The organism is Pseudomonas putida (genome assembly GCF_050989985.1).
GTDB classification, from domain to species: domain Bacteria; phylum Pseudomonadota; class Gammaproteobacteria; order Pseudomonadales; family Pseudomonadaceae; genus Aquipseudomonas; species Aquipseudomonas putida_AI.
On record NZ_CP158815.1, the window covers coordinates 6,573,588 to 6,599,019 of the forward strand.

Genomic DNA, 25,432 nt, shown 5'->3' on the forward strand with positions numbered 1-25,432 from the left:
ATTTCTAATACACCGCTATCTTGACGGCCGTTTGCGCGCCACAGAGAACCTCTTTCATGCTCAAAACCCTCGCGGTGGCCAATTACCGCTCGATCAACAAACTGGTCATTCCACTGGGCCGGTTGAACCTGATCACCGGCCCCAACGGCAGCGGTAAATCCAACCTCTACCGTGCGCTGCGCCTGCTGGCGGAAACCGCCCAGGGGGGCGTGGTCAATGCGCTGGCTCGCGAAGGCGGGCTGGATTCAACCTTCTGGGCCGGCCCGGAAACCCTCTCGCGACGCATGCGAAATGGTGAGGTGCCGATTGAGTCGACCGTACGACAAGGAGTGAAGCGCCTGCGCCTTGGGTTCGCCGGTGAAGATTTCAGCTACTCGATTGCCCTGGGGCTGCCCGAACCGAGCCGATCGGCGTTTTCCCTCGATCCGGAAATCAAGAAGGAATGCATCTGGTCCGGGCCGTTCTACCGCCCGGCCAGCCTGCTGGTGGAGCGCAACGGCCCGATGATCCGCGCCCGGGCCAACCGTAGCTGGGACGTGCTGGCGCAACACACGCCGAATTTCGACAGCCTGTTCGATCAGGTCGGCAGCCTGCGCACTTCGCCGGAAGTGCTGCAGATGCGCGAGTTCATCCGCCGCTGGCGCTTCTACGATCACTTTCGCAGCGACGCCGATGCCCCGGTGCGCCAGCCGCAACTGGGCACCCGCACGCCGGTACTGCATCACGACGGCAGGGACCTGGCGGCTGCGTTGCAGACCATCATCGAAATCGGCGATCCCGAGGCATTGCAGGCCGCCATCAGCGATGCCTTTCCCGGCGCGCGACTGCACATCCAGCCGCTGGCTGGCGGGCGCTTTGCCATCGAGTTTTATCAGGAAGGTTTGCTGCGGCCGTTGTCGGCGGCCGAGCTGTCGGACGGAACCTTGCGTTACTTGCTGCTGGTCGCGGCGCTGCTGACGCCACGGCCGCCGACGCTGATGGTGTTGAACGAACCGGAAACCAGCCTGCATCCGGATCTGCTACCGGCGTTGGCGCGCTTGATCATTCGCGCGTCCAAGCAGTGCCAGGTGTGGGTGGTGTCCCATGCGCGGCGGTTGATTTCGGCCTTGCAGGAGGACCCGGAATGCAATTGCATCGTGCTGGAGAAAGACCTCGGGCAGACCGGGATTGTCGGGCAGCGGATGCTGGATGAGCCGGCGTGGTATTGGCCGGATTGAGCGGCGTCTGAAAAATCGAATCGCGGGCAAGCCCGCTCCCACAGTTGATTTGCATCACACACAAAATGGTGCCCTGACACAGATCCAATGTGGGAGCGAGCCTGCTCGCGAAGGCGGCGGTGAGTCCACCACAAAGCCTAAAGACTTACCCCTGCCACTTCCCACCCTCGACAATCACACTCTCAGGCTTGGTGTCATCGCTCAGTTCCTTGCGCACGTATTGGTCGTAGAGCTTGAGCAGGTACTTGTCCTCACCCAGCTTCGCCAGCTCGGCATTGACCCAGTCACGCAGTTCGATGTTGCCCTTCTTCACCGCTGGCGCGATCGGTGCTTCGGCGCCGAGTTTCTGCTCGAGCACGCGGTAGCCAGGGTTCTGCTTGGCCCAGCTGAAGAGCACCAGATTGTCTTGCGCGTAGGCATCGCCACGACCATTGGCCAGGGCCTGCAGAGACTCGGAGTTTTTCTCGAACTTGAGCAGTTTCCAGTCCGGGTGGTTTTTGGTCAGCCAGATGTCGGCCGTAGTGCCGGTGGTGACGATGGTGGTGCGGGTCGCCAGGTCATCGAGATTTTTCACCCCGCTGTCCGCAGGTACCAGCGCCTGCACGGCCACCTTCAGGTTGGGGTTGGTGAAGTCCACCGCTTCCTTGCGTTCCGGGGTGACGGTCATGTTGGCCAGGATCAGGTCAACCTTGTCGCTTTGCAGGAACGGAATGCGGCTGGCCGGTTCCACGGCCACGAACTCGACCTTGTTTTCATCGCCCAGTAGATCCTTGGCGAATTGCCGGCCGATGTCGGTATCGAAGCCCACGTAGCGACCGGCCTCGTTGACGAAACCGAATGGCGGCTTGTCGGTGAAGACACCCACGATCAGCTTGTCCCGCGCCTTGATTTTTTCCAGGTAACCGCTGGGCGCGGTGCTTTCGCTGGCGACTTTCGGCTTGGCGGGTTCTTCGGTTTTGTTGCAGCCGGCCAGCAGCGCTAGGCCCAGCAGTGGCAGAAGCAAGAGTGAAGACTTGGCAGTTTTCATGGCAGTTCCAGTTCCTTTGTTTGAGTCGATTTGGGTAGTGCGGCGACGTAGGAGAACTTCTCCAGGAACTGCTGCGCTCGTGCGGTTTGCGGGTTCGTAAAGAAGATCTCGGGAGGGTTTTGCTCAAGGATGCGCCCGGCATCCATGAACACGATGCGATCGGCCACGGCGCGGGCGAAGGCCATTTCGTGGGTGACGATCAACAGGGTCATGCCCTCGCGGGCCAGGCCCTGAATCACTTCCAGCACTTCCTTGACCATTTCCGGATCAAGGGCGGCGGTGACTTCATCGAACAGCATGACCCGGGGGTTCATGCACAACGAACGGACGATGGCGATGCGTTGTTGCTGGCCGCCGGAGAGCTGCCTTGGAAAGGCATCGCGCTTGTCCGCCAGCCCCACGCGTTCGAGCAAGGCTTCGGCCTGGGCACGGGCTTCGTGGCGCTCGCGCTTCTGCACCTTCAGCGGGCCGAGCAGCAGGTTGTCGAGCACGCTCATGTGCGGGAACAGGTGATAACTCTGGAACACCATGCCGATTTGCTGGCGCACTTCGCGCCAGTCGGTGGACGTGTCCAGCAGTTCACGGCCGGCAAATCTGAGGCTGCCGCTGTGGGCGGCTTCCAGGCCGTTGAGGCAACGCAACAAGGTGCTTTTGCCGCAGCCGCTGGGGCCGAGAATGACGATGACTTCGCCCGCCTTCACGCTCAGGTCGATGCCCTTGAGCACCTGCTGCTCGCCGAAGAATTTGTTGAAACCCTTGAACTCGATCAATGCGCTCATGCTTGCGTCCAGCGCCGCTCCAGCACACGCGAGGCGGCCGACAACGGGTAGCAGATGAAGAAGAAAAACAGGAACAGCGCGCCGTAGATCAGCACCGATTCGTAGGTGCGTTCGATGATTTGCTGACCCACCTTGATCACGTCCACCACACCGATCAGCACCGCCAGGGAACTGGTCTTGATGATCCGCGTGTAGACGTTGATGGTCGGCGGCGTCATGCGTTTGAGCGCTTGGGGCAGCAGCACGTACCAGTACAGCTGCGGGCTATCCAGACCGAGCGACAGCCCGGCTTCTCGCTGGCCACGGGGCAACGAATGCAACGCCCCGCGCACCACCTCGCCGACCTCACTGGCAGCCCACAGCGACAGCACCAGCACCGCGCACCAGAAACTCGGAATGCTCAGGCCAAAAAAGATCGGCAAACCGAAGAACAGCAAATACAGCCAGACCAGTACCGGAATCGCCCGGAACAGTTCCAGATAGACCCGCAAAATGGCGTTCAACCACGTCACATTGAGCGTGCGCAGCACACCGTAGAACACGCCGCCGACGGTGCTGATAGCGATGCTCAGGAATGAAATCGACAGGGTTTGCGCAGCGCCCTTGCCCAGTTGCGGCAACGACACCCACAACAACTCAAGACCCGAACTGGCCATGCTGGAGCCTCCTTTCCAGACGGCTGAGCAGCAGCGACAACGGCAGGAACAGCAGCACGCAAATCAGCGTCAGCACGGCGAGCATTTCGTAGGTTTTGTAGTAGAGCGCGATGTAGCTCTTGGTGGTGTAGAGGATTTCCGGCACCGCCACCGCCGAGACCACGGTGGTTTCCTTGAGCAGGAAAATGAAATTGGCGAACAGCGACGGCAGGCTGAGGATGCCGGCCTGCGGCAGGATCACGTAGCGCAGCAATTGCCCGTGAGACAGGCCGATGGAGCGACCGGACTCCAGTTGCGCCTGGGGTACGGCGTCCACGCCGGCACGCAGCACTTCCGTCAGGTAGGCGCCACCGAGGAAGGTCATGGTGATGATCGCCGCGGCAAACCCCGAGACCTTGATGCCCAGCGCCGGCAAGGCGAAGTAGACAAAGAACAGCTGGATCAGCAGCGGCGTGTTGCGCGCAAGTTCCACATAGAGGCCGACCAGTCGCTGCAGGTATGGCGTGCGAAATACCAGAATTGTCGCGTTGATCAGTGCCACCAGCAGCGAGGTGCCGATGGCGATGAAGCCGACCTGCAGCGTCACGCCCACGGCCTTGAGAAACGCCGGCAAGGTGCTGAGGATAAATGCGTAATCGAAGTTCATTGAACATCCTGGACGCCGCTCGGTAAGCGACGGTGGTGCAGTCCACGGGCCATGGATGGCGGCCCGGCAAGCACCAACTTTAAAGGTATAAAAACCATAATTTAAATACCGTTAAGGCATATTGATATCACGCAAAAAACTATCCCGATGGATTTGCCGGGGCGGCGGATGACGACTATTTTCCCTTGCTCTGTAGGAAGGATCTTTTTTTCGAATTGCCCCTCCAAGGACGGACCGCTTCTGGCCAGACTCCCCGGCCGAACCATTACAAGGAAGACAGAAATGGAAAATGTGAAAGTGCCGCAACCGATGAGTCCGCAGGACTTCCTCAAGTTGTTGGTGGCGTTGCGCAGGGCGCTGAAGGCCAGGGTGGCCTAGTTCGTCAGGACAAATACATCCACTGTGGGAGCGAGCTTGCTCGCGATGACGGCCTGACATTCAACATTGATGTTGCCTGACAGCCCGCTATCGCGAGCAGGCTCGCTCCCACAGGAATAGCGTCCAACCCTTAACTCATTTGCCACAGAGAATGCGGGCATAAAAAAACGCCGACGCTATTGCTAGCCGTCGGCGTTGGAAACCTTGAAGGGGTTTTCCTGAAGAATCAGAACGCTGGCAGTACCGCGCCGCTGTATTTCTTCTCGATGAACGCTTTCACTTCCGGGCTGGTCAGGGCCTTGGCCAGTTTCTGGATGGCGGCGCTGTCCTTGTTGTCCGGGCGAGCCACCAGGAAGTTCACGTAAGGTGAGTCGGCACCTTCGATCACCAGTGCGTCCTTGGCCGGGTTCAAGCCAGCTTCAAGCGCGTAGTTGGTGTTGATCATGTCCAGGTCAACCTGGTCCAGCACACGCGGCAACATCGCGGACTCAAGCTCCTTGAACTTGAAGTTGTGCGGGTTCTTGGCGATGTCTTTCGGGGTCGCCAGGGCGTTTTTCGGGTCTTTCAACTCGATCAGGCCAGCCTTCTGCAGCAGGATCAGGGCACGGCCGCTGTTGCTGCCTTCGTTAGGAATGGCAATGGTCGCGCCGTCTTTGAGCTCGGCCAGGGTTTTGACTTTCTTCGAGTAGCCGCCGAAAGGTTCAACGTGAACACCGATCACGGTTTCCAGGTGAGTGCCTTTGCCTTCGTTGAAGCTTTTCAGGTACGGCAGGGTCTGGAAGTAGTTGGCGTCCAGACGCTTCTGGTCGACCTGCACGTTCGGCTGAACGTAGTCGGTGAACACTTTGATTTCCAGGTCCACGCCTTCTTTGGCGAGGGTTGGCTTGATCAGTTCCAGAATTTCAGCGTGTGGAATCGGGGTCGCCGCAACCACCAGTTTCTCGCCAGCCTGGGCCAGGCCCGCGGTCAGGGCAGCCGCCAGTGCGGTGAACAACAGAACCTTTTTCATGCAGTGTCCTTATCGAAAATCTTGGTCGCTTGTGGCGACGGCATTGAATACGAGTGCCAGTGAAGTGCTATCGCTGGCGTGAAGCGGACATTACCCGGATTTTTTATTCCCGAACAATATCTTTTATTCACTTTCATATTCCATTTTGCTCATACAGCTCTAGCCCGCGCTTTACCCTGTAGGAGCGAGCCTGCTCGCGATGGTCGTCAACGATGACCCGGGCTTTCTGGATGCCCGTGTTGTCCTTGCGTTCATCGCGAGCAGGCTCGCTCCTACAGGAGGCCGGTTTGCTTAAGTATCTGTTTCAGGAAATCTTTTTCGGCATCGGATGCGTTGCCGAGAATCTGCTTGAGCTGCTGTGCGAGCTGTTCAATTCCGTCATCCGGCAAATTCAAATGCTCCGGCAAAATCTCGTCGCCAGTGCTGACCAGCAGCGCAAAGTGAATGACGTTTTCCAGCTCGCGGGTGTTGCCCGGCCAGCTGTGTCGCTCCAGCACCTGTTGCGCGGCTTCGCTGATCAGCGGCACCGGCAGGTCCAGGCGCTGGCTGTAGATGCCGAGGAAGTATTCGGCCAACGACAGGATGTCGCCCACCCGCTCGCGCAAGGCCGGCAATTCCAGCTGGCCCTCGCTGAGGTAGTGATAAAGCCGCTCATGGAATTTTCCGGCGGCGACGGCCTGAGCCAGGTCAATGCTGGTGGCCGCGACCAGGCGCACATCCACCGGGCTCGGCTGATGGGCACCGACGCGGGTGACTTCGTGGTTCTCCAGGGCGGCGAGCAGTTTGATCTGGATCGGCAGCGGCAAGTCGCCGATTTCGTCCAGATAGAGCGTGCCGCCGTTGGCCGAGCCAAACCAGCCTGCGCGACTGCTGGCTGAACCGCTGTAGCTTCCGGCGGCATAACCGAACAATTCGGCGTCGGCGTAGGTCGGGCTGATCGCGCCGCAATTGACCGAGACGAACAACCCGCCGCGATCGCTGGCGCGGTGGATGTGCCGCGCCAGCAATTCCTTGCCGGTGCCGGTTTCACCGCGGATCAGCACGGAAATCGAACGCGGTGCCAGCTGCTCCAGCTCCTGGCGCAATTGCCGCGAGCGTGGATCGACGAACACCAGCGCCTTGGCGCGGATGCTCAGGGGACTTTTTTCAGCGTCGGGGAAGGTCAGCAGTGGCTGACCGAAGGTTTCAAAACTCATGGCAGTCTCCCGCCCAAAACCGCCGGGAGACGGGGGGCGTTGAATAAGGTTCAGGCGCGGCGCAGGGCGTGGTGTTCCATGCGGTTCTGCAGGCGATAGAGATAGGCAAAGCCCTGCTCCCAGCGCTGGTGACCGGATTTCACGTTGATGTGCCCGGCACCCGCCAGGATCCCCGCTTCCGCACCCCAGTTGCGCGCCAGCTCCAGGGCCCGCGACGCACTGACCGCGCTGTCATTGTCGGAACCGACCACCTGGCTTGGGAAAGGCAGCAGGTCGGTGGGAATCGGTGCAAAGTTGCGCAGGGCCGGCGCGCAGGCCGGGCGTTCGACGTCCGCCGGTGCGACCAGCAAGGCACCGCGCACCTGGCGCAACATCGGCAACGGTGCCGTGGCGGCCCAGTGGGCGACGGTGATGCAGCCCAGGCTATGGGCAATCAGGATCACCGGGGTGCTGTCGGCGGCAATCGCCTCGGCCAGCGCCGCGACCCAATCTTCACGACGGGGCGTCAGCCAGTCGGCCTGCTCCACCCGTGCGCTGTTCGGCAGGCTGTGGTGCCAATGGCTTTGCCAATGATCTTCTGGCGATCCTTGCCAGCCCGGCACAATCAGGTAGCGAATTGATTCGTTGCGCATGGGGAAGCTCTCCTGCGTGTCTGTTCCCGGACGAGTATAGGGAGGAGAGTTATATTCGTTAAGGAATAAGAAGCTATTTATTAAGACCTATATCGAATATCACGATTATTCCTGTAGGAGCCGAGCTTGCTCGCGATGGTGTGTCAGTCAACGTTGTGCCGCCTGACACACCATCGCGAGCAAGCTCAGCTCCCACAGGGGGTTGGTGCTTTTCCGGGGGGAATAAAAAAGGGACCGCACCCTGCCAAGGAGACGGCCCCGGAAACTCAAAATCTGCCAGTGTTGCTCAACAACTGTGAGCCGATGATTGGCGAAATCGGTTATCTAATAAAGGAATATTTAATTACTTTATTAGGCCTAAATCGCATATATCCATAAACCCTCGTCGGCCCACATGCATCACAAGCTAACGTCTGTTTGGGTCAACTTGATGACGGTGGTTTTTCCATTTGAGTTTCCGGATGGGTGGCTCAGACCCGAGCCGCCTGCACGGGCCGTGATTCTTCGGTTTCCTTGCGGATAAAACGGTTGGCCCGGGCGAAGGTGCCGATGTCGTTGAAACGCACGCCCATCTCACGCATCACTTTATGCGCCACCGGCGCCGTCATCTGACGGATGTAGAACGGTTCCTTCACCACGAAGTGATGGATGCCATGGGTGCTGCCGAAGTTGAAGCAGAACGCTTGCAACGGCCATAGCCACCAGGCATTCAGCACCTGGCACTGCTGCATCACGTTGCCCGATTCCACGTCACCGTAGTAGTGCATGTTGGAACTGATGAAGTGCAGGCAAAAGGTGCGCAATACGTTGGGGCCGATGATCACCACCGCGGCGATGTCGATCACGTTCATCACCGACAGCGTGGTCGCCGACCATTCGATAGGAGCGCCCATCAAATGTGCGACGCCATTGGCGGCATGGAAGCCGAGAAACACGTACCAGGCGCCCCAATGCAGCAGTGCCAAAGGTGCGTAGACCTTCAGCGTGCGCTGGATGATGCTGAATTTTTGCGCCCAGGTTTTCGCCCGCAGCATGCGAATGAACGACGACATCATGTTGTCGCCAACCATCAAAAAGCGCGCGATGCCCCAAGGTTCACCGTTGGTGATCGCGCGCTCTTCCATGTCGGTTTCCGTGCCGGAAACCTTGTGATGGTTGAGGTGCAGATGACGGCGAATCCACGGATTGATGGTGCTCGGCCGCGCCAGCCAGACCAGGCCCATCATCAGGTTGTGCGGCACCCGCTGTTTGCGGAAGTACATGCTGTGGATCAGGTCGTGCTCCAGCTCGTGGGTCAGGGACGCGAAAAAAGCGTTGAGCAACAGACACGCCCACCACGCCAGATGCCCGCTCATGTAGAGCGCCGCCGAACCGATCATGCCCGCCAGCGCGAAGGCCAGAATGCCGGCACCGAGGGCATCCTGGTGCTTGAGAATCGGGTAGCGCTCGCGCAACTCGACCCCCTTGGCCAGCACCACTTCACGAATTTGCGCTGATCGTTGAGCTGCATTCAGTCGTTGGGGACTTGCAGAAGTACCGTGCATGCTTCCATCCTCTGGTTATTGATGGTTCGCATCTTGATCGCTGCGCCTTCGTGCAGCGGTAGCCGTGAACGCCAACCTGTTGACCGGAAGCGCCAATCAGCATGACTGAACCGACCTCCCTCGCCAGCTGGACCCGCGCCCTGCGCAAGCAACTCGACGCCCTGGGCCTCGACAGCATCGCGCTGTGCCAGCAAGCCGGGCTCGACCCGCAATTGATGGATGACCCCAACGCCCGTTATCCGCTGTCCGGGACCACACGCCTGTGGGAACTGGCGGTACAGGCCAGCGGCGACCCGGCGCTCGGCTTGCGCGTCTCGCGTTTCGTCAGCCCCACCACATTTCACGCCTTGGGTTATGCGCTGGTGGCCAGCGGCAGTTTGCGCGAGGTGTTCGAACGCATCGTGCGTTATCACCAGGTGGTCAGCGACGCCCTGGAACTGGAGCTGACCCGTGCCGAAGACCGCTACCACTTCCGCCTGAAAATCCCTCCGGGAAATCTCGCCCCGGCCTTCGAAGCCATCGATGCCTTCACGGCCATTTACGTGCGCACTTGCCGCAACCGCCTGGGTCGCGACTACGCGCCGCTGGCGGTCTATCTGCGTCGCCCGGAGCCGGCGGATGCGCACCAGTGGCACAAGGTGTTCCGCTCGCCGGTGCATTTCGGCGCCAGCGAGGATCGACTGGAGTTCGCTTTCGTCGACTTCGACAGCCACCTGGATGACGCCAACCCGGAACTGGCCGAGCACAACGAAACCGTGCTCAAGCGCACCCTGGCGCAGCTCAAGCCGCTGACCTGGGAACGCAAGGTGCGCGATGCCATCGAGGAGCAATTGCCCGAAGGCGAACCCAGCGCCGAGCACATTGCCAAGGCCTTGCACCTGAGCCTGCGCAGCCTGCAGCGGCATCTGGCGGATGAGGGATGCCGGTTCGATACGCTGCTCAACGAAAGCCGCGAGAACCTGGCGCTGCTGCACCTGCGCGATCCGCAGGTGTCGCTGAGCGAGATCAGTTACTTGCTGGGGTTTGCCGATACCAGCAGTTTCAGCCGGGCGTTCAAACGCTGGACGGGGATGACGCCGGGGCAGTTTCGGGATGGGTTGCGCTGATCATAAGGCTTCAGTTCACATAGATTCTTTGTGGGAGCGAGCCTGCTCGCGATGGTGTGTCAGCTACATCGGTGTTGGCTGATAAAACATCGCGAGCAGGCTCGCTCCCACAGGGGATTAGTGTCGTCTTTAGAGGGTCGACAGATCCCGCAATCGCTCCGCATCGAGGATTTCGATTTCGCCGTAACTCAGCCCGATGATCCCCTGCCCCTGCAGTTCCTTGAGGATCTGGTTGGTGGTCTGGCGCGACAGCGACAACATTGCCGCCAGCTGTTCCTGCGGCAGTTGCAGGACGCGGCGGGGCTCGTCGAGCTGGCCGTAGCCTTCGGCGATCATCAGCAAGCGATGCGCCAGCCGTGCCGGGGCCGGCAGCAGGCTCAGCTGTTCGAGATTGATGAAGGTCATGCGCAGTTTCTGGCTCATCAGCAACGCCAGTTGTCGCCAGTGCGCCGGCTGTTCTTCGAGTAACGCCAGCAGTACCGATTGCGGGATGTGCAGCAGCGTGCACTGGCCCGCGGCAAACGCATCGTGGGTACGCGGCTGCCCGTCGAACAGGCAGATCTCGCCGAACCAGTGCGGCGCTTCCACCAGGCTCAGCAACGCCTCCTTGCCCTGCTCGTTGACAGCGCCGATGCGCACCGCGCCTTCCAGTACCGCGTACAGCCCGCAGGGTGGATCGCCGCGCTGGAACAGGCACTGGCCCGCTGGCAGCTGCCGCAACCGCGCAGCATTGAGCAGACTATCCTGTAGGGAAACAGGCAGATGGCTGAACCACTGACCGCGCATCAGGCGCGTACGCCAGACCTGCTTATCCATGAAAACTCCTAGAGATTGTCGCCTGCCCGACAGAGCGGGAAACGACCCGCGAGGCAAGATCAGTCACCCTACAGGAGGAATAACAATGAAAAAAAGCCTCGTTGACCATCTCAGTCAATATGCCGCCTACCACCGTGACCCGCGCAACATCGCCACCCACTTCGTCGGCATTCCGCTGATCGTCGTGGCAGTGGCTGTACTGCTGTCGCGCCCGCAATGGGGCGGTGGCTGGCTGTCGCCGGCGGTGCTGGCATCGCTGGCGTCGGCCTGGTTTTACCTGCGCCTGGAACTGCGCCTTGGCGTGCTGATGACAGTGCTGCTGGGGCTGTGCGTGTGGGCCGGTCAGGTGCTGGCGCAGCAAAGCACGCTGGTCTGGCTCGCGAGTGGCCTGGGAATGTTTGTGGTGGGCTGGGCGATCCAGTTTGTCGGCCATCACTACGAAGGGCGCAAGCCGGCGTTTGTCGATGACGTGTCGGGGTTGATTGTCGGGCCGCTGTTTGTGGTGGCCGAGCTGGCGTTCATGCTGGGGTTGCGGCATGAGCTCAAAGAGCAGATCGAGGCGCGGGCGGGAGGTGTGCGGATTAATCCGAATCGCGCTGCTGCGTAACACGCTATCGCGAGCAGGCTCGCTCCCACAGGGGTTTTCGGTCGGTCACAAATTTTGTGTTCAACCTCGATCCACTGTGGGGGCGAGCCTGCTCGCGATGCTTTTAGATGTTGGCGACTTTCTGCCAGACCTTGGGCTTGAAGAACAACGTCTCGCCCTTGGCCAGACCGATCAGGCTGTCGTGATCCTTCACCACTTCGGCCTCGATCAAATCAGTCTGCCCTTCCACCTTCAGCGTCACCCGGGTCGTTGCGCCCAGCGGACGGATGTCCCGCACTTCGGCCGCATGGTGGTCTTCCAGTTCATGCCGCGACAACGACACTTCGTGCGGGCGGAACAGCACGTGGTTGTCTTCGCCCAGATGCAGGCGGTTCGAATCGCCGAGGAAGTGGTAGACGAAATCGCTGGCCGGGTTTTCGTAGACGTCGCCCGGTGAGCCGATCTGCTCGATCACGCCCTTGTTCATCACCACGATGCGGTCGGCCACTTCCATGGCTTCTTCCTGGTCGTGGGTCACGAACACCGACGTCAGGTTGATGTCTTCATGCAGGCGCGCCAGCCAGCGGCGCAGCTCCTTGCGGACCTTGGCGTCGAGGGCGCCGAAGGGTTCGTCGAGCAGCAGCACTTTGGGCTCTACCGCCAGGGCACGGGCCAGCGCGATACGCTGACGCTGACCACCGGAGAGTTGTTCCGGGTAGCGATCCGACAGCCAGTCCAGCTGCACCATGTTCAGCAGCTCGTGAACCTTGGTCGCGATCTGGCTTTCGCTCGGGCGCTGGTTTTTCGGCTTCATGCGCAGGCCGAACGCGACGTTGTCGAACACCGTCATGTGGCGGAACAGGGCGTAGTGCTGGAACACGAAGCCGACGTTGCGATCACGCACGTCGTGGCCGGAGACGTCTTCACCGTGGAACACGATGTTGCCCTTATCCGGGGTTTCCAGGCCGGCGATGATCCGCAGCAGCGTGGTCTTGCCGCAGCCGGACGGGCCGAGCAGCGCCACCAGCTCACCGCTCTGAATGTCCAGGCTGATGTCGTTCAGCGCCTTGAACGCATTGAAATTCTTGCTGACGTTACGCACTTCGATTGACATGAAATCATTCCTCCGCGGCGCTGGCGCGCAGGCGGTTAATACGGTTTTCGCTCCACTGCTTGAGCAGCAGGATGAAGAGCGCCAGGATCAGCAACAGGCTCGCCACGGCGAACGCGGCCACGTGGTTGTATTCGTTGTAGAGGATCTCGACGTGCAGCGGCAAGGTGTTGGTCACCCCGCGAATGTGCCCGGACACCACCGACACCGCACCGAACTCACCCATGGCCCGCGCGGTGCACAACACCACGCCGTAAATCAGGCCCCATTTGATGTTCGGCACCGTGACGTGCCAGAACATCTGCCAGCCATTGGCCCCGAGCAGACGCGCGGCCTCCTCTTCCTGAGTACCCTGCTCCTGCATCAGCGGGATCAGCTCGCGCGCCACGAACGGCACGGTGACGAAGATCGTCGCCAGTACGATGCCCGGCAAGGCGAAGACGATCTGGATGTCGTGATCCTGCAGCCACGGGCCAAAAATGCCCTGGGCGCCGAACATCAGCACGTAGACCAGACCGGCGATCACTGGCGACACCGAGAACGGCAGGTCGATCAGCGTGACCAGCATGCTCTTGCCGCGGAACGAGTATTTGCTCACGCACCAGGCGGCACTGACACCGAACACCAGATTCAACGGCACCGAAATCAGCACGGCGATCACCGTGAGTTTCAGCGCCGACAGGGCGTCCGGTTCAAAGATCGCGGTGAAAAACGCACCCAGGCCATTCTTCAAGCCCTGGGACACCACGATGAACAGCGGCAACAACAGGAACAGGGCAAAGATCAGCCAGCCAAGGCCGATCAGGACGCGCCGCGCCGTGGCACTGCCACGGCGGGCAGCGTTGGCCGAGGAAGCGGCAGCAATAGACGATTGGGACATGTTCTGCGCCTCCTTATGGGGTTTCGATGCGCCGCTGAAGCAGGTTGATCAGCAGCAGCAGAATGAAGGAAACCACCAGCATCAGTACGCCGATGGAGGTCGCGCCGGTGTAATCGTACTGGTCGAGCTTGACCATGATCAGCAGCGGCAGAATCTCGGTTTTCATTGGCATGTTGCCGGCGATGAAGATCACCGAGCCGTACTCGCCGACCCCACGGGCAAAGGCCAGGGCAAAACCGGTCAACCAGGCGGGCAACAAGGCCGGCATCAGGATATGGCGAAACACCTGCAACGGCTTCGCGCCCAGGCACGCTGCCGCTTCTTCCACTTCTCGCGGGATATCGGCCAATACTGGCTGTACGGTACGTACCACGAATGGAAGCGTCACAAAAGTCAGGGCAAGGGTGATGCCCAGAGGGGTGTAGGCGATCTTGAAACCCAGATCCGCCGCAAACTGACCGACCAGGCCGGTGGGGGTGTAGAGCGCAGTCAATGCGATACCGGCCACGGCGGTGGGCAATGCGAAGGGCAAGTCGATCATCGCGTCGATGACTTTGCGTCCGGGGAAGGTATAGCGCACCAGCACCCAGGCCAGCAGCGTGCCGATGATGCCGTTGATGATCGCGGCATAGAGCGCGGTGCCGAAGCTGAGCTTCAACGCCGACAGCACCCGTGGCGCCGAAACAATCGCCCAGAACTGTTCCCAGGTGAGTTGAGCGGCATGCACGAACATCGCCGCCAGTGGAATGAGCACAATCAGACTGAGGTACACCAAGGTGTAGCCCAGCGTCAGCCCGAAGCCGGGTATGACGGGGGAGATACGACGCGACATAAAAGTCCTTGGTTGAGAACGCACAAAGCCCCGAAGGTAAACCCGGGGCTCGCTAGTGGCTATTTAAAATTACTGCGCCTGGTAGATCTGGTCGAACACGCCGCCGTCATTGAAGAATTTCGGCTGCGCGGTTTTCCAGCCGCCGAAGTCCTTGTCGATGGTCACCAGGTCCAGTTTCGGGAACTGGTTGGCGTACTTGGCAGCCACGTCCTTGTCACGTGGACGATAGAAGTTTTTCGCCGCGATTTCCTGGCCGGCCGGGCTGTACAGGTGCTTGAGGTAGGCTTCGGCGATCTGCTCGTTGCCCTTCTTCTCGGCGTTCTTGTCGACTACGGCCACCGGTGGTTCGGCGAGGATCGACAGCGAAGGCACGACGATGTCGAACTTGTCGGCGCCGCCATCTTCCTTCAGAGCCAGGAAGGCTTCGTTTTCCCAGGCCAGCAACACGTCACCCTGACCGTTGTTGACGAAGGTAATGGTCGAACCGCGAGCACCGGTGTCCAACACAGGTACGTGCTTGAACAGGGTTTGTACGTATTCCTTGGCCTTGGCTTCATCACCGCCGTTGGCTTTCAGGCCATAGGCCCAGGCCGCGAGGAAGTTCCAGCGCGCACCGCCGGAGGTTTTCGGGTTTGGAGTGATGACCGAGACGTCGTTCTTGACCAGGTCGCCCCAGTCCTTGATGCCTTTAGGGTTGCCCTTGCGCACCAGGAACACGATGGTCGAGGTGTAAGGCGTGCTCGCTTCCGGCAGACGCTTCTGCCAGTCGGCCGGCAGGGTCTTGCCCAGCTTGGCGATTTCGTCGATGTCACCGGCCAGAGCCAGGGTCACCACGTCGGCACGCAGGCCATCGATCACTGCCCGACCCTGCTTGCCCGAACCACCGTGGGATTGCTGGATTTTCACGGTGTCGCCCGGGTTGCTTTTCTTCCAGAAGTTGACGAATTCGGCGTTGTAATCCTGATACAACTCGCGAGTCGGGTCGTAGGACACGTTGAGCAGTTCGTAGTCCTTTGCAACCGCGGAACCGGCAAACAGGGCGCTGGCCAGGGCGGCCAAAGCGAAATGGCGAATCGACGACATGGTGAAAGCTCCTGGAATTCTTGGGTGTATTGGCTTTTTCTTATGATGAAATCGGTTACCAACTTGAGATCGCAGTCTGCGGCAGCCCCCGGCAGTCCTTTGCAGGAGCTGCCGCAGGCTGCGATCTCCTGATCGTTCGCCTCAGCCGGCTTTGTTACCTGGCTGCTGCAAACGAAATTTTTCCTTGCGCTCGATCTGAACCACCTGGGCGTTGTGGACGGTGATTTCCACGGCGCCGAAACGCAGATCGCGCAGGGCGCTCTGGATTTCACGCAGGATGGTTGCTTCGTCCTGGCCGTCGACGCTACGTAGGGATGCGCTCATGGTGCTGCTCCTTCGACTGTGGGGTTGCCTGGCAGTGGCGGCACTGCTTGCGGCGTGGAGCCCATAGTAGAGAGACGCGGATATTCTTAAAAAGACTATTTAAGAATGTTTATATAACCAGAAGACATTATTTGGCGGGACAAGGGTTTGCGGGGATTTATCTCTTTCAAACGCACACAAACCCCTGTGGGAGCGAGCCTGCTCGCGATGGTGGCAGGGGCACCGCGCCCTTTCAGGCAGCCCTGGTCATCGTTGACGACCATCGCGAGCAGGCTCGCTCCTACCGGGGGGCAATGGTTATCCAATCACCGGCGCATGCGTCCAATCCAGCTGCCCGGCCGGCACCGGTCGCCCGAACCAGTAGCCCTGCCCCAGCTGGCTGCCATGCTCCAGCAAGAACGCCGCCTGCTCGGCCTGTTCGATGCCTTCGGCGTGCACCTGCATGCCCATGCTCTGCGCCAGGGCGATGATCACCCGGACGATGGCCACGTCGTCCTCGTCCCACGGCAACCCGGCGACGAAACCCTGATCGATCTTGAGCTTTTGCACCGGCAGGCGCTTGAGCCGCAGCAGCGATGAATAGCCCGTGCCGAAGTCGTCGATGGCCAGGCGCACACCCAGTTCACGCAGGCGATACATCTGCTCCAGCGCCACTTCCGGGTCTTCCATCACCGCGCTTTCGGTGACCTCCAGCTCCAGGCAGGCCGGGTCCAGCCCGGTTTCGTGCAGCACCTGCGCCACTTGCTCATACAGCTCGCGGCGGGCGAACAGCCGCGACGAGATGTTCACCGCGACAGACGCCAATTCCACGCCGGCCTGCTGCCACTGGCACATTTGCCGACACGCCTGCTGCATCACCCAGGCGTCGATTTCGGCAATCAACCCGGTGCGCTCGGCGATCGGGATGAATTCTGCCGGCGATACCAGCCCCCGCTGCGGATGCTCCCAGCGCACCAGCGCTTCGACGCCGATCAATCGACTGGTTCGCAGGTCGTGCACCGGCTGGTAGTAAACCCGCAGTTGCTGCTGGTCCAGCGCATGACGCAATTCGAACGAGGTCTCGACCCGCTGTTGGGCATGGGCGGTCAACTCTTCGGTATAGAGCGCGTAATCGTTGCGACCGGCGCTCTTGGCCTTGAACAGCGCCGAATCGGCATTGCGCAACAGTTGCTCGGCGCCCAAGGCATCGCTGGGGAACAGGCTGATGCCAATGCTGGCATTGATGAACAACTGATGCCCATCAACAGCAAATGCTTCCTTGAGCCCATCGATGATGCGCCGGGCCAACGCCGCCGCCTGCTCCAGCTGTGGACAACTCTCGGCCAGCACGGCGAACTCGTCGCCGCTCAGCCGCGCCAGGGTGATGCCGGGTCCGAACATCGCCTTCAGGCGCTCGGCGACCGCCTTGAGCAGCTGGTCACCGATGGTGTGGCCGAGGCTGTCGTTGATCATCTTGAAATGATCCAGGTCGATCAGCAGCAGCGCGCAACCCCGCTTGTGCAGCTGCGCCGACGCCAGGGCCTGCTTCGCGCGATCGGTGAACAACAGGCGGTTGGGCAAATCGGTCAACGGATCGTGATGCGCCAGGTGCATCAGCTCCTGCTCGGAATTCTTGATGGCGCTGATATCGGAGAACACCGCGACGTAATGGCTGCGCTGACCCAGGTCGTCATGAATCACGCGGATGGTTTGCCACTGCGGGTAGATTTCGCCGCTTTTACGGCGATTCCAGATTTCTCCGCTCCACTCGCCTTCGCTGTCGAGGGTCGCAAACATCGTCTGGTAGAAGTCCGTCGAGTGACGACCTGACTTGAACAGGTTGGGTCGCTGGCCCAGTACCTCTTCGCGCTGATAACCGGTGATCCGCATGAAGGCCGGGTTGACGTGAACGATCAAACCCTCGCGATCGGTGACCAGCACCCCTTCGCGGGTGCAATCGAAAACCGCTGCTGCCTGGCGCAAACGCTCACGATCTTCGCCGTTGCCTGATGCTTTGGCGTCGAGCTTCAGGCTACGCAACAATCGCACACTGGTGACAAAGACAAACCCGGCACTGAACAGTAGCCAGGCATAACCGTTGATCAGTTGCCATCGCGATAGCTCGGCGGAATTATCGAAGAAACTGTTCAATAAGTAGCCACTGAGCTGCAGCCAGACCACGGAAAACATCAGATAAAACAACGCTGAACGCATGGCAGCGCGATAGCTGGCAGACATAAGACTGTCCATGTCCCTACAGAAATGCGGGGATTATAAAGCAAAGGGCCACTCTTATCTGAAAGGGCGACTGGTTTTCTCTGTGGGCATGGGGATAATGCAACGGCTGTTTTTCCTTTATCGAGGGCCCTATAGCCTATGTGGTACGAAGGTTTTCTCGGCTTGTCGGCCTGGTCACTGGTCGCAGTCACGCTGCTGATGACCCACGTGACAATCGTCGCCGTCACGGTCTATCTGCACCGCTATTCAGCCCATCGCTCCCTTGAGCTCAATGCCGGCCTGAAACATTTCTTCCGCTTCTGGCTGTGGCTGACCACGGCGCAGAACACTCGCGAGTGGACGGCCATCCACCGCAAGCACCACGCCAAGTGCGAAACCGTCGATGACCCGCACAGCCCGGTCATCAAGGGCCTGTCCACGGTGCTGCGCAAAGGCGCCGAGCTGTACCGCGCCGAGGCGGAAAACGCCGAGACCCTGCGCATCTATGGCAAGAACTGCCCGGAAGACTGGATCGAGCGCAACCTCTACAGCCGCTACCCGCGCCTGGGCGTGATGATCATGGGGGTCATCGACCTGCTGCTGTTCGGCACCATCGGCATCACCATCTGGGCCATCCAGATGATGTGGATTCCGGTCTGGGCCGCCGGCGTGGTCAATGGCCTTGGCCATGCGATCGGTTACCGCAACTTCGAATGCCGCGATGCGGCGACCAATCTGGTGCCCTGGGGCATCCTGATCGGCGGCGAAGAACTGCATAACAACCATCACACCTACCCGAACTCCGCCAAATTGTCGGTGAAGAAGTGGGAGTTCGACCTGGGCTGGGCCTGGATTCAAGTGTTCAGCTTCCTGCGCCTGGCCAAGGTGCAGCGCGTCGCACCAATTGCCCACCGTGTCGAAGGCAAGGGCAGCCTGGACATGGACACCGCCATGGCGATCCTCAACAACCGCTTCCAGATCATGGCCCAGTACCGCAAGCTGGTGATCGGGCCGCTGGTCAAGCAGGAGCTGGCCAAGGTCGATCATTCGGTGCGCCACCAGTTCCGCCGCGCCAAGCGCCTGCTCTCGCGGGAAACCAGCCTGCTGGACGACCGTCACCACGTGCGCATCCAGACCATGCTCGAACACAGCCAGGCGCTGAAGGTCATTTACGAAAAACGCCTGGCCTTGCAGCAGATCTGGGTCAAGACCAGCTCGAATGGCCACGACATGCTCGCCGCCATCAAGGACTGGGTGCATGAAGCCGAAGCCAGCGGGATTCAATCCCTGCGCGACTTCGCCGACCAGTTGAAAACCTACTCGCTGCGCCCTGCTGCCTGACTTTTCACCTGGCCTATGTAGGAGCTGCCGAAGGCTGCGATCTTTTGATCTTGCTTTAAAAAATCAAAAGATCGCAGCCTCGTTCCACTCGACAGCTCCTACACAGCCCCAGGCTCTCTACCGTTTGGCCGGACGCCTTGCAAAGCGGGAACTTCATCCCGTATCCCCTATCTCAAAGACACTTCGCCACCCAGGCGGGCTTCGTTGTGGCCGCTTTCGAACCTCAAGCGGCGCACGCCCTTTGAGAATTGTGCCGATGGTCAATAAAAACCCGAAAGACCTGTCCTCCCCGCAGTGGCCGGAAGCCGCGCAAACCCTGCTGGCGCTGATGCACGCCCAGGGTGAGGTAGCGCGCCTGAGCGAGCGTGAGCAATTGCTCAACACCCTGCTGGCGAGCGTCAACGCGGTGCTCTGGGCCTTCAACTGGGAAACCCGCCAGGTGCTGTATGTCAGCCCCGCGTATGAACGGATTTTCGGCCACAGCGCCGACCTGCTGCTGGCCGACTACAACCAGTGGCGCGACAGCATCTACCCCGACGATCTGGAATATGCCGAGCGCAGCCTTGCCGAGGTGCTGGTCAAGGGCGAGGTCGAAGACCGCGAATACCGGATCATCGACGCCGACGGCCACCTGCGCTGGATCAGCGATAAATGTTTTATCAACCGCCAGGCCGAACCGGGGCAGCCGGTGATCATCGTCGGCATCGCCGAAGACATCACTGACAAGAAGCAAATGGAAACCGAGCTGCAACGCCTGGCCACCACCGACGCCCTGACCCGCAGCAGCAACCGTCGACACTTCTTCGAAGGCGCCCACGAGGAATTCGAACTGGCGCGACAACACGGCACGCCGCTGTCGTTCCTGATGCTGGACATCGATGACTTCAAAGTGATCAACGACACCTATGGCCACCAGGAAGGCGACAGCGTGCTGCAACGCATCGCCGACAGTGGCCGCGCGGTGTTGCGCCGCGGGGACCTGTTCGGGCGCATTGGTGGAGAAGAGTTCGCCGCCGTATTCCCCGGCTGCACCCCGGACATGGCGCTGCAAGTGGCCGAGCGCCTGCAACGGGAGATCCAGCGCCTGAGTTTCGAGCATGACGGCCAGACGTTCGGGATTACCGTCAGCCAGGGCCTGACCAGCCTGACCGCCGGGGATGAAAACATCGAAAGCCTGTTCGCCCGCGCGGATGCGGCGATGTATCAGGCCAAGCGGGAGGGGAAGAACAGGATTGTCACGGGCTGACAGGCCCAACACATACCCACTGTGGGAGCGAGCCTGCTCGCGATGAGGGACTGACAGTCACCATTGAAGTTGACTGTGAGTACGCCATCGCGAGCAGGCTCGCTCCCACAGGGATTAGCGTGAAGCCTACTGTTTGCGCATCCGCATCAACTCCGGCAAACCGATCTTGAGCAGCCGCGCCGTCCGGCTCCTGGCCAGCTCTTCCACGCCCTCATGCTCCGTCAGTCGCGCCAGTTGCGCCGCCATGTTCATCACCAGCGCTTCACGAGAGTAAACCCCGCCACCGAGCTGATAGGCCGCTGCAATCAGCTGTCGCAGCTCCAGCGGCAAGCGCCAGCGGGTGCGCAGTGCCGAACCGTAGGCCGCGCCGAATTCGGCGAGCGCGTCGCCCACCTCCTCCTGCTCGTCCAGTTGGCCACCGGCCTGCTTCCACTCCTGCAAGCAACGCAACAGCGCCAGGTCACCCAGGCGATGCAGCATGCCGGCGCAATAGCAGCGTGCCTGATCCAGATCCAGCAGGCGCGCCAGGGTTCGCGCGTATTCGGCGGTGTGTAGCGACAGCTCCCAATAACGCTCGGCATAGTCCGCCAGGTTGGGATCACTGAGCCGGGCACTGCGTTTGAGGGTCAGCCCCAGGATCAGGTTCATGCTTTGCCCGGTACCCAGCCGATGCAAGGCCTGGGACAGGGTCTGTACCGCGGCGCCATGGTGCTGCGCAGCGCTGTTGGCGGCGGCAATCAACACGGCGGTGACCTGCGGATCGGTGCGGATCTCGTCTTCCAGTTTCGTCAGGTCGAGGCCATTGGGATTGAGACTGCGAGTGACCGCCAGCTGCACGTCGGTCATCAACGGCGCACCCTCTGCCAGTTCACGGCGCCGCTCCAGGTACACCGACAAGGTCATGCCGGGCGCCAGCGACGGCACCTCACAGGCGACTTCCTCACCGGCGTTGACCAGCAGGTCCTGCAAGCGATGGGTCAGGCCTTCCATGTTCAGCGGCTTGGTCAGGTACGCGGCGGGGGCCAGCGGCAAGGCTTCGCGCACGCTGGCGCTGTCATTGCGGCTGCTCATCAGGATGAAGGGCAAGGGTGGATTGCGTTTGCGCTGGCGAACGCTGCGCAACACATTCAGGCCATCAATGCCGGGCAACTCCCAGTCGGCGATCACCAGGTCATAAGGATTGGCCGCCAGCAACTCCAGCGCCTGCTGGCCATTGGCGCACAAATCCAGTCGCGCATCGCAGCGAACGTTCAACAACACTTCCTTGAGCAGGTCGCGAGACCAGGGGTCGGCCTCGGCGATCAGCACTCTCGGAGCGGCGGGTAAAATGACAACTGTCATACAGCTCTCCCTGGCAATGCGGAAACCTTAGCCAATGCTGGCCATTCGATACAGTGAAAAAGCATCGGGGGCATTTCAGCCGGCATGAAAAAACCCGCCGAAGCGGGTTTTTTGTGGATCAGGTCACACTTGGCGATCAGAGTTCAGCGAAGCACTCTTCGATGATTGCCAGACCTTTGTCCAGTTGCTCGTCCGGCGAGGTCAGCGGTACCAGGACGCGCAGAACGTTGCCGTAGGTGCCGCAGGACAGCAGGATCAGACCTTTTTCGCGAGCCTTGGCCACCACCGCTGCCACGGCAGTCGGGTTTGGCTTGTGGCTGTCGCCGCCTTCGAACAGCTCGACGGCGATCATCGCGCCCAGGGCACGGACTTCACCGATCACCGGGTACTTGGCCTGGATGGCCTTCAGGCCGGTTACCAGACGCTCGCCGACAGCCTTGCAGCGGTCCAGCAGGTTTTCTTCTTCGAACACTTCCATCACGGCCAGGGCCGCGGCGCAAGCGATCGGGCTACCGGCGTAGGTGCCGCCCAGGCCGCCTGGAGCGATGGCGTCCATGTATTCGGCCTTGCCGCACACACCGGCCAGCGGGAAGCCGCCAGCGATGGATTTGGCGAAGGTGGTCAGGTCGGCAGCAACGCCCATCTGTTCCATGGCGAAGAAGGTGCCGGTACGGCCAGCGCCAGTCTGTACTTCGTCAGCGATCAGCAGGATGCCGTGCTGGTCGCACAGGGCACGCAGACGCTTCATGAATTCTTTAGGAGCGACGTAGAAACCACCTTCGCCCTGAACCGGCTCGAGGATGATTGCAGCGATGTCACGCGGCTCGGCGTCGTTCTTGAAGATGCGCTCGATGCTGGCGATCGAATCGTCGATGCTCACGCCGTGCAGTTCGTTCGGGTACAGCGCGCGGAACACGCCACCTGGCATCAGGCCCATGCCAGCGGAGTAAGGAACGACTTTACCGGTCAGGCCCAGGGTCATCATGGTGCGACCGTGGTAAGCGCCGGTGAAAGCGATCACGCCAGCACGGCCAGTGGCGGCACGGGCGATCTTGATGGAGTTTTCCACGGCTTCGGAACCGGTGGTCACCAGCAGGGTTTTCTTGGCGAAATCACCTGGAACGCGAGCGTTGATTTTTTCGCACACTTCTACGTACGGCTCGTAGGCCAGAACCTGGAAGCAAGTGTGGGTCAGCTTGTTCAGCTGCTCGGTCACGGCGGCGATGACTTTCGGGTGCACGTGGCCAGTGTTCAGAACGGCGATACCGCCGGCGAAGTCGATGAACTCACGACCTTCAACGTCGGTCACGGTAGCGTTCTTCGCGGAGTCGGCGAAGATCGGGTGGATCTGGCCAACACCACGTGGAACAGCAGCGGTACGGCGGGCCATCAAATCAGCGTTAGTCTTGCTCATTACATTCCTCATTCGCCGCTCATCGGTCGGCGTGGCTCAAGGATTAAGCGGCGGGGAACAACAGCGACAGCATGCGATGATCGACTGTCACAGCGTTCCCGGCCACCGAGAAAATTCCGTTTGTTACACGCAAAGGGTCAGCGCTCTCGTGCCCTTTGCGTTTGAAGCAATGCCTTTGCCGGGCTTAGATGCCCAGGCAGAGGTATTTGATTTCCAGGTAATCTTCGATGCCGTACTTGGAGCCTTCACGGCCCAGGCCCGAAGCCTTGATGCCGCCGAATGGCGCGACTTCGTTGGAGATCAGACCGGTGTTGACGCCGACCATGCCGTATTCCAGGGCTTCAGCCACACGGAACACACGGCCCAGGTCACGAGCGTAGAAGTACGAGGCCAGACCAAACTCGGTGTCGTTGGACATCGCGATCACTTCGGCTTCGTCTTTGAAGCGGAACAGCGGCGCCAATGGACCGAAGGTTTCTTCCTTGGCCACGGCAGCGTTGGTCGGAACGTTGGTCAGGATGGTCGGTTCGAAGAAGTTGCCTTCCATCGCCTTGCCACCGGCCAGTACGGTCGCGCCTTTGCTCAGGGCGTCGGCGATGTGCTCTTGCACCTTGGCGACAGCTTTTTCGTCGATCAGCGGGCCAGTGGTGGTGCCCTCTTCCAGACCGTTACCGATCTTCAGCTTGGCCACAGCGGCCTTGAGCTTCTCGGCGAACGCGTCGTAGACGCCGTCCTGGATGTACAGGCGGTTGGCGCAGACGCAGGTCTGGCCGTTGTTGCGGTATTTGGAAATGATCGCGCCTTCGACGGCCTTATCCAGGTCCGCGTCGTCGAACACGATGAACGGAGCGTTACCGCCCAGTTCCAGGGACACTTTCTTGATGTCCTTGGCGCATTCGGCCATCAGTTGACGACCGATTTCGGTCGAACCGGTGAAGGACAGCTTGCGCACGATCGGGTTGCTGGTCAGCTCGCTGCCGATGTCGCCGGCGCTGCCGGTCACAACGCTGAACACGCCAGCCGGGATGCCGGCACGTTGTGCCAGTTCAGCCAGGGCCAGGGCCGAGAACGGGGTTTGCGAAGCAGGCTTGAGCACCATGGTGCAACCGGCGGCCAGGGCCGGGCCGGCTTTACGGGTGATCATTGCGGCCGGGAAGTTCCACGGGGTGATTGCAGCGGTCACGCCGATAGGCTGCTTGATCACGATCAGGCGCTTGTCAGGCTGGTGGCCAGGAATCACGTCACCGTAGATGCGCTTGGCTTCTTCGGCGAACCACTCGATGAAGGAAGCGGCGTAAACGATTTCACCCTTGGCTTCAGCCAGTGGCTTGCCTTGTTCCAGGGTCATCAGGCGAGCCAGGTCTTCCTGGTTCTCGATCATCAGTTCGAACCAGCGACGCAGTTTGCCCGCACGCTCTTTGGCGGTCAGCGAACGCCAGGCCGGCAGCGCCTTGTCGGCAGCTTCGATGGCACGGCGGGTTTCAGCAGCGCCCATTTTCGGCACGGAGCCCAGAATTTCGCCCGTTGCCGGGTTGTTGACCTTGATGGTCTGGCCATTGTCCGCATCGACCCAAGCGCCATTGACGAAGGCTTGCTGGCGGAACAACTGGGTGTCTTTAAGCTGCATGTCGGCTTTCCTTAACAGCACCGCAACGGATGCGGAGCAAATTATGATTGTAGAAAGGCGCCTCAGTAGGCTGCCGTCAGGGAAATCATTCACCGGGCTGAAGCACATAAATAGCGCACGTATTGGATTCGTGCGGTTCAGCACCCAGACAAGAGCGTTTGAAATCTCAAACGAATCCTAGGATCAAAGGGGGTAAAGGACAATAGGGCGTTCAAAAAAAAGAACGAAAAGCGCTTTTTTGCTGCGTTTTTCTGATCAACGTAACAAACGCGCGTTACAGCTTTAAAAAAACGCAAGCGATTCAGCAGCATGGACGCCTGCCATGCATATGAGTATCATGGCGCCCGCTGCACCAGTAGCTCAGCTGGATAGAGTACTGCCCTCCGAAGGCAGGGGTCGTGGGTTCGAATCCCGCCTGGTGCGCCATACGCAAGAACGAAAAAGC

At 60.4% G+C, this 25,432-nt stretch carries 23 protein-coding genes and 1 tRNA gene; 6 read left to right on the forward strand and 18 right to left on the reverse strand.

The features are described 5' to 3' along the window. The first annotated feature begins 56 nt into the window (after positions 1-56). The gene (locus tag ABTV29_RS29990; protein ID WP_433768111.1) at positions 57-1,217 is read left to right on the forward strand and encodes an AAA family ATPase; all 1,161 of its coding nucleotides are present in this window, start codon (positions 57-59) and stop codon (positions 1,215-1,217) included. Between the two features lie 145 nt (positions 1,218-1,362). Here ABTV29_RS29990 and ABTV29_RS29995 read toward each other — a convergent pair whose 3' ends face one another. The 8 genes from ABTV29_RS29995 to ABTV29_RS30030 form a co-directional block, all read right to left on the reverse strand. Beyond that, positions 1,363-2,244 carry a transporter substrate-binding domain-containing protein gene (locus ABTV29_RS29995; protein WP_433768112.1) on the reverse strand — a complete coding sequence of 294 codons (882 nt, stop codon included), beginning with the start codon at positions 2,242-2,244 and terminating at the stop codon, positions 1,363-1,365. Then, a complete protein-coding gene (locus tag ABTV29_RS30000; RefSeq protein ID WP_433768113.1) occupies positions 2,241-3,023 on the reverse strand; it encodes an amino acid ABC transporter ATP-binding protein in 783 nt (260 codons plus the stop codon). Before ABTV29_RS30000 ends, ABTV29_RS29995 begins: the two co-directional genes overlap by 4 nt. Next, positions 3,020-3,679 carry an amino acid ABC transporter permease gene (locus ABTV29_RS30005; RefSeq protein WP_433768114.1) on the reverse strand — a complete coding sequence of 220 codons (660 nt, stop codon included), beginning with the start codon at positions 3,677-3,679 and terminating at the stop codon, positions 3,020-3,022. The genes ABTV29_RS30000 and ABTV29_RS30005 overlap by 4 nt, the downstream gene beginning before the upstream one ends. After that, on the reverse strand, positions 3,660-4,325 hold the full coding sequence (locus ABTV29_RS30010) for an amino acid ABC transporter permease (protein WP_008148239.1): 666 nt from the start codon (positions 4,323-4,325) through the stop codon (positions 3,660-3,662). The genes ABTV29_RS30005 and ABTV29_RS30010 overlap by 20 nt, the downstream gene beginning before the upstream one ends. A gap of 604 nt (positions 4,326-4,929) precedes the next feature. Beyond that, positions 4,930-5,712, reverse strand: coding sequence for a MetQ/NlpA family ABC transporter substrate-binding protein (locus ABTV29_RS30015; protein WP_368556474.1), 783 nt, complete (start codon positions 5,710-5,712; stop codon positions 4,930-4,932). Positions 5,713-5,984: 272 nt separating this feature from the next. Beyond that, positions 5,985-6,908, reverse strand: a complete 924-nt coding sequence (locus ABTV29_RS30020) for a sigma 54-interacting transcriptional regulator (protein WP_433768115.1) — start codon at positions 6,906-6,908, stop codon at positions 5,985-5,987. 50 nt (positions 6,909-6,958) lie between these two features. Then, on the reverse strand, positions 6,959-7,540 hold the full coding sequence (locus tag ABTV29_RS30025; RefSeq protein ID WP_433768116.1) for an alpha/beta hydrolase: 582 nt from the start codon (positions 7,538-7,540) through the stop codon (positions 6,959-6,961). Positions 7,541-8,010: 470 nt separating this feature from the next. Then, positions 8,011-9,084 carry a fatty acid desaturase gene (locus ABTV29_RS30030; RefSeq protein WP_433768117.1) on the reverse strand — a complete coding sequence of 358 codons (1,074 nt, stop codon included), beginning with the start codon at positions 9,082-9,084 and terminating at the stop codon, positions 8,011-8,013. Between the two features lie 101 nt (positions 9,085-9,185). On the opposite strand from ABTV29_RS30030, the gene ABTV29_RS30035 reads away from it, so the two are divergent. Beyond that, complete coding sequence (locus tag ABTV29_RS30035) at positions 9,186-10,190, forward strand: AraC family transcriptional regulator (protein WP_433768118.1); 1,005 nt, start codon at positions 9,186-9,188, stop codon at positions 10,188-10,190. 129 nt (positions 10,191-10,319) lie between these two features. Here ABTV29_RS30035 and ABTV29_RS30040 read toward each other — a convergent pair whose 3' ends face one another. Beyond that, the gene (locus ABTV29_RS30040; RefSeq protein WP_433768119.1) at positions 10,320-11,006 is read right to left on the reverse strand and encodes a Crp/Fnr family transcriptional regulator; all 687 of its coding nucleotides are present in this window, start codon (positions 11,004-11,006) and stop codon (positions 10,320-10,322) included. Positions 11,007-11,091: 85 nt separating this feature from the next. Between ABTV29_RS30040 and ABTV29_RS30045 the strand changes: the two genes are divergently transcribed. After that, a complete protein-coding gene (locus ABTV29_RS30045) occupies positions 11,092-11,613 on the forward strand; it encodes a DUF962 domain-containing protein (protein WP_433768120.1) in 522 nt (173 codons plus the stop codon). A 103-nt stretch (positions 11,614-11,716) separates the two neighbouring features. Here ABTV29_RS30045 and ABTV29_RS30050 read toward each other — a convergent pair whose 3' ends face one another. The 6 genes from ABTV29_RS30050 to dibA form a co-directional block, all read right to left on the reverse strand. Further along, positions 11,717-12,706: a sulfate/molybdate ABC transporter ATP-binding protein gene (locus ABTV29_RS30050; RefSeq protein WP_433768121.1), complete on the reverse strand. Its 990-nt coding sequence runs from the start codon at positions 12,704-12,706 to the stop codon at positions 11,717-11,719. 4 nt (positions 12,707-12,710) lie between these two features. Further along, positions 12,711-13,583, reverse strand: coding sequence for a sulfate ABC transporter permease subunit CysW (cysW, locus tag ABTV29_RS30055; RefSeq protein WP_433768122.1), 873 nt, complete (start codon positions 13,581-13,583; stop codon positions 12,711-12,713). Between the two features lie 13 nt (positions 13,584-13,596). Next, positions 13,597-14,415 carry a sulfate ABC transporter permease subunit CysT gene (gene cysT / locus ABTV29_RS30060; RefSeq protein ID WP_433768123.1) on the reverse strand — a complete coding sequence of 273 codons (819 nt, stop codon included), beginning with the start codon at positions 14,413-14,415 and terminating at the stop codon, positions 13,597-13,599. 69 nt (positions 14,416-14,484) lie between these two features. Then, the gene (locus ABTV29_RS30065; protein ID WP_433768124.1) at positions 14,485-15,498 is read right to left on the reverse strand and encodes a sulfate ABC transporter substrate-binding protein; all 1,014 of its coding nucleotides are present in this window, start codon (positions 15,496-15,498) and stop codon (positions 14,485-14,487) included. Between the two features lie 141 nt (positions 15,499-15,639). After that, entirely contained in the window at positions 15,640-15,822 is a 183-nt protein-coding gene (gene oscA, locus ABTV29_RS30070) for a sulfur starvation response protein OscA (protein ID WP_110965774.1), read from the reverse strand. Positions 15,823-16,119: 297 nt separating this feature from the next. Continuing rightward, positions 16,120-18,039 (reverse strand): phosphodiesterase DibA, encoded by a 1,920-nt coding sequence (gene dibA, locus ABTV29_RS30075; protein WP_433768125.1) that lies wholly within the window; start codon positions 18,037-18,039, stop codon positions 16,120-16,122. Positions 18,040-18,177: 138 nt separating this feature from the next. On the opposite strand from dibA, the gene desA reads away from it, so the two are divergent. Together desA and ABTV29_RS30085 are read left to right on the forward strand one after the other, a co-directional pair. Then, entirely contained in the window at positions 18,178-19,359 is a 1,182-nt protein-coding gene (desA, locus tag ABTV29_RS30080) for a delta-9 fatty acid desaturase DesA (RefSeq protein ID WP_433768126.1), read from the forward strand. Positions 19,360-19,615: 256 nt separating this feature from the next. Further along, the gene (locus ABTV29_RS30085) at positions 19,616-20,605 is read left to right on the forward strand and encodes a GGDEF domain-containing protein (protein ID WP_433768127.1); all 990 of its coding nucleotides are present in this window, start codon (positions 19,616-19,618) and stop codon (positions 20,603-20,605) included. Positions 20,606-20,731: 126 nt separating this feature from the next. Here the strand turns inward: ABTV29_RS30085 and ABTV29_RS30090 are convergent, their stop codons facing one another. The 3 genes from ABTV29_RS30090 to gabD all read right to left on the reverse strand — a co-directional run bounded on the left by ABTV29_RS30090 (position 20,732) and on the right by gabD (position 24,987). Next, positions 20,732-21,946 carry an HDOD domain-containing protein gene (locus ABTV29_RS30090; RefSeq protein ID WP_433768128.1) on the reverse strand — a complete coding sequence of 405 codons (1,215 nt, stop codon included), beginning with the start codon at positions 21,944-21,946 and terminating at the stop codon, positions 20,732-20,734. Between the two features lie 136 nt (positions 21,947-22,082). Further along, a complete protein-coding gene (gene gabT / locus ABTV29_RS30095; RefSeq protein ID WP_433768129.1) occupies positions 22,083-23,360 on the reverse strand; it encodes a 4-aminobutyrate--2-oxoglutarate transaminase in 1,278 nt (425 codons plus the stop codon). 184 nt (positions 23,361-23,544) lie between these two features. Continuing rightward, entirely contained in the window at positions 23,545-24,987 is a 1,443-nt protein-coding gene (gene gabD, locus ABTV29_RS30100) for an NADP-dependent succinate-semialdehyde dehydrogenase (RefSeq protein WP_433768130.1), read from the reverse strand. Between the two features lie 349 nt (positions 24,988-25,336). Here gabD and ABTV29_RS30105 point away from each other — a divergent pair. After that, a tRNA-Arg gene (locus tag ABTV29_RS30105) sits at positions 25,337-25,413 on the forward strand. The last annotated feature ends 19 nt before the right edge of the window (positions 25,414-25,432 follow it).

What these genes read in the sequence shown, in the direction of transcription:
- ABTV29_RS29990 (WP_433768111.1), top strand. Translation starts at nt 57, where the DNA reads ATGCTCAAAACCCTCGCGGTGGCCAATTACCGCTCGATCAACAAACTG.
- ABTV29_RS29995 (WP_433768112.1), bottom strand. Translation starts at nt 2,244, where the DNA reads ATGAAAACTGCCAAGTCTTCACTCTTGCTTCTGCCACTGCTGGGCCTA.
- ABTV29_RS30000 (WP_433768113.1), bottom strand. Translation starts at nt 3,023, where the DNA reads ATGAGCGCATTGATCGAGTTCAAGGGTTTCAACAAATTCTTCGGCGAG.
- ABTV29_RS30005 (WP_433768114.1), bottom strand. Translation starts at nt 3,679, where the DNA reads ATGGCCAGTTCGGGTCTTGAGTTGTTGTGGGTGTCGTTGCCGCAACTG.
- ABTV29_RS30010 (WP_008148239.1), bottom strand. Translation starts at nt 4,325, where the DNA reads ATGAACTTCGATTACGCATTTATCCTCAGCACCTTGCCGGCGTTTCTC.
- ABTV29_RS30015 (WP_368556474.1), bottom strand. Translation starts at nt 5,712, where the DNA reads ATGAAAAAGGTTCTGTTGTTCACCGCACTGGCGGCTGCCCTGACCGCG.
- ABTV29_RS30020 (WP_433768115.1), bottom strand. Translation starts at nt 6,908, where the DNA reads ATGAGTTTTGAAACCTTCGGTCAGCCACTGCTGACCTTCCCCGACGCT.
- ABTV29_RS30025 (WP_433768116.1), bottom strand. Translation starts at nt 7,540, where the DNA reads ATGCGCAACGAATCAATTCGCTACCTGATTGTGCCGGGCTGGCAAGGA.
- ABTV29_RS30030 (WP_433768117.1), bottom strand. Translation starts at nt 9,084, where the DNA reads ATGCACGGTACTTCTGCAAGTCCCCAACGACTGAATGCAGCTCAACGA.
- ABTV29_RS30035 (WP_433768118.1), top strand. Translation starts at nt 9,186, where the DNA reads ATGACTGAACCGACCTCCCTCGCCAGCTGGACCCGCGCCCTGCGCAAG.
- ABTV29_RS30040 (WP_433768119.1), bottom strand. Translation starts at nt 11,006, where the DNA reads ATGGATAAGCAGGTCTGGCGTACGCGCCTGATGCGCGGTCAGTGGTTC.
- ABTV29_RS30045 (WP_433768120.1), top strand. Translation starts at nt 11,092, where the DNA reads ATGAAAAAAAGCCTCGTTGACCATCTCAGTCAATATGCCGCCTACCAC.
- ABTV29_RS30050 (WP_433768121.1), bottom strand. Translation starts at nt 12,706, where the DNA reads ATGTCAATCGAAGTGCGTAACGTCAGCAAGAATTTCAATGCGTTCAAG.
- cysW (WP_433768122.1), bottom strand. Translation starts at nt 13,583, where the DNA reads ATGTCCCAATCGTCTATTGCTGCCGCTTCCTCGGCCAACGCTGCCCGC.
- cysT (WP_433768123.1), bottom strand. Translation starts at nt 14,415, where the DNA reads ATGTCGCGTCGTATCTCCCCCGTCATACCCGGCTTCGGGCTGACGCTG.
- ABTV29_RS30065 (WP_433768124.1), bottom strand. Translation starts at nt 15,498, where the DNA reads ATGTCGTCGATTCGCCATTTCGCTTTGGCCGCCCTGGCCAGCGCCCTG.
- oscA (WP_110965774.1), bottom strand. Translation starts at nt 15,822, where the DNA reads ATGAGCGCATCCCTACGTAGCGTCGACGGCCAGGACGAAGCAACCATC.
- dibA (WP_433768125.1), bottom strand. Translation starts at nt 18,039, where the DNA reads ATGTCTGCCAGCTATCGCGCTGCCATGCGTTCAGCGTTGTTTTATCTG.
- desA (WP_433768126.1), top strand. Translation starts at nt 18,178, where the DNA reads ATGTGGTACGAAGGTTTTCTCGGCTTGTCGGCCTGGTCACTGGTCGCA.
- ABTV29_RS30085 (WP_433768127.1), top strand. Translation starts at nt 19,616, where the DNA reads ATGGTCAATAAAAACCCGAAAGACCTGTCCTCCCCGCAGTGGCCGGAA.
- ABTV29_RS30090 (WP_433768128.1), bottom strand. Translation starts at nt 21,946, where the DNA reads ATGACAGTTGTCATTTTACCCGCCGCTCCGAGAGTGCTGATCGCCGAG.
- gabT (WP_433768129.1), bottom strand. Translation starts at nt 23,360, where the DNA reads ATGAGCAAGACTAACGCTGATTTGATGGCCCGCCGTACCGCTGCTGTT.
- gabD (WP_433768130.1), bottom strand. Translation starts at nt 24,987, where the DNA reads ATGCAGCTTAAAGACACCCAGTTGTTCCGCCAGCAAGCCTTCGTCAAT.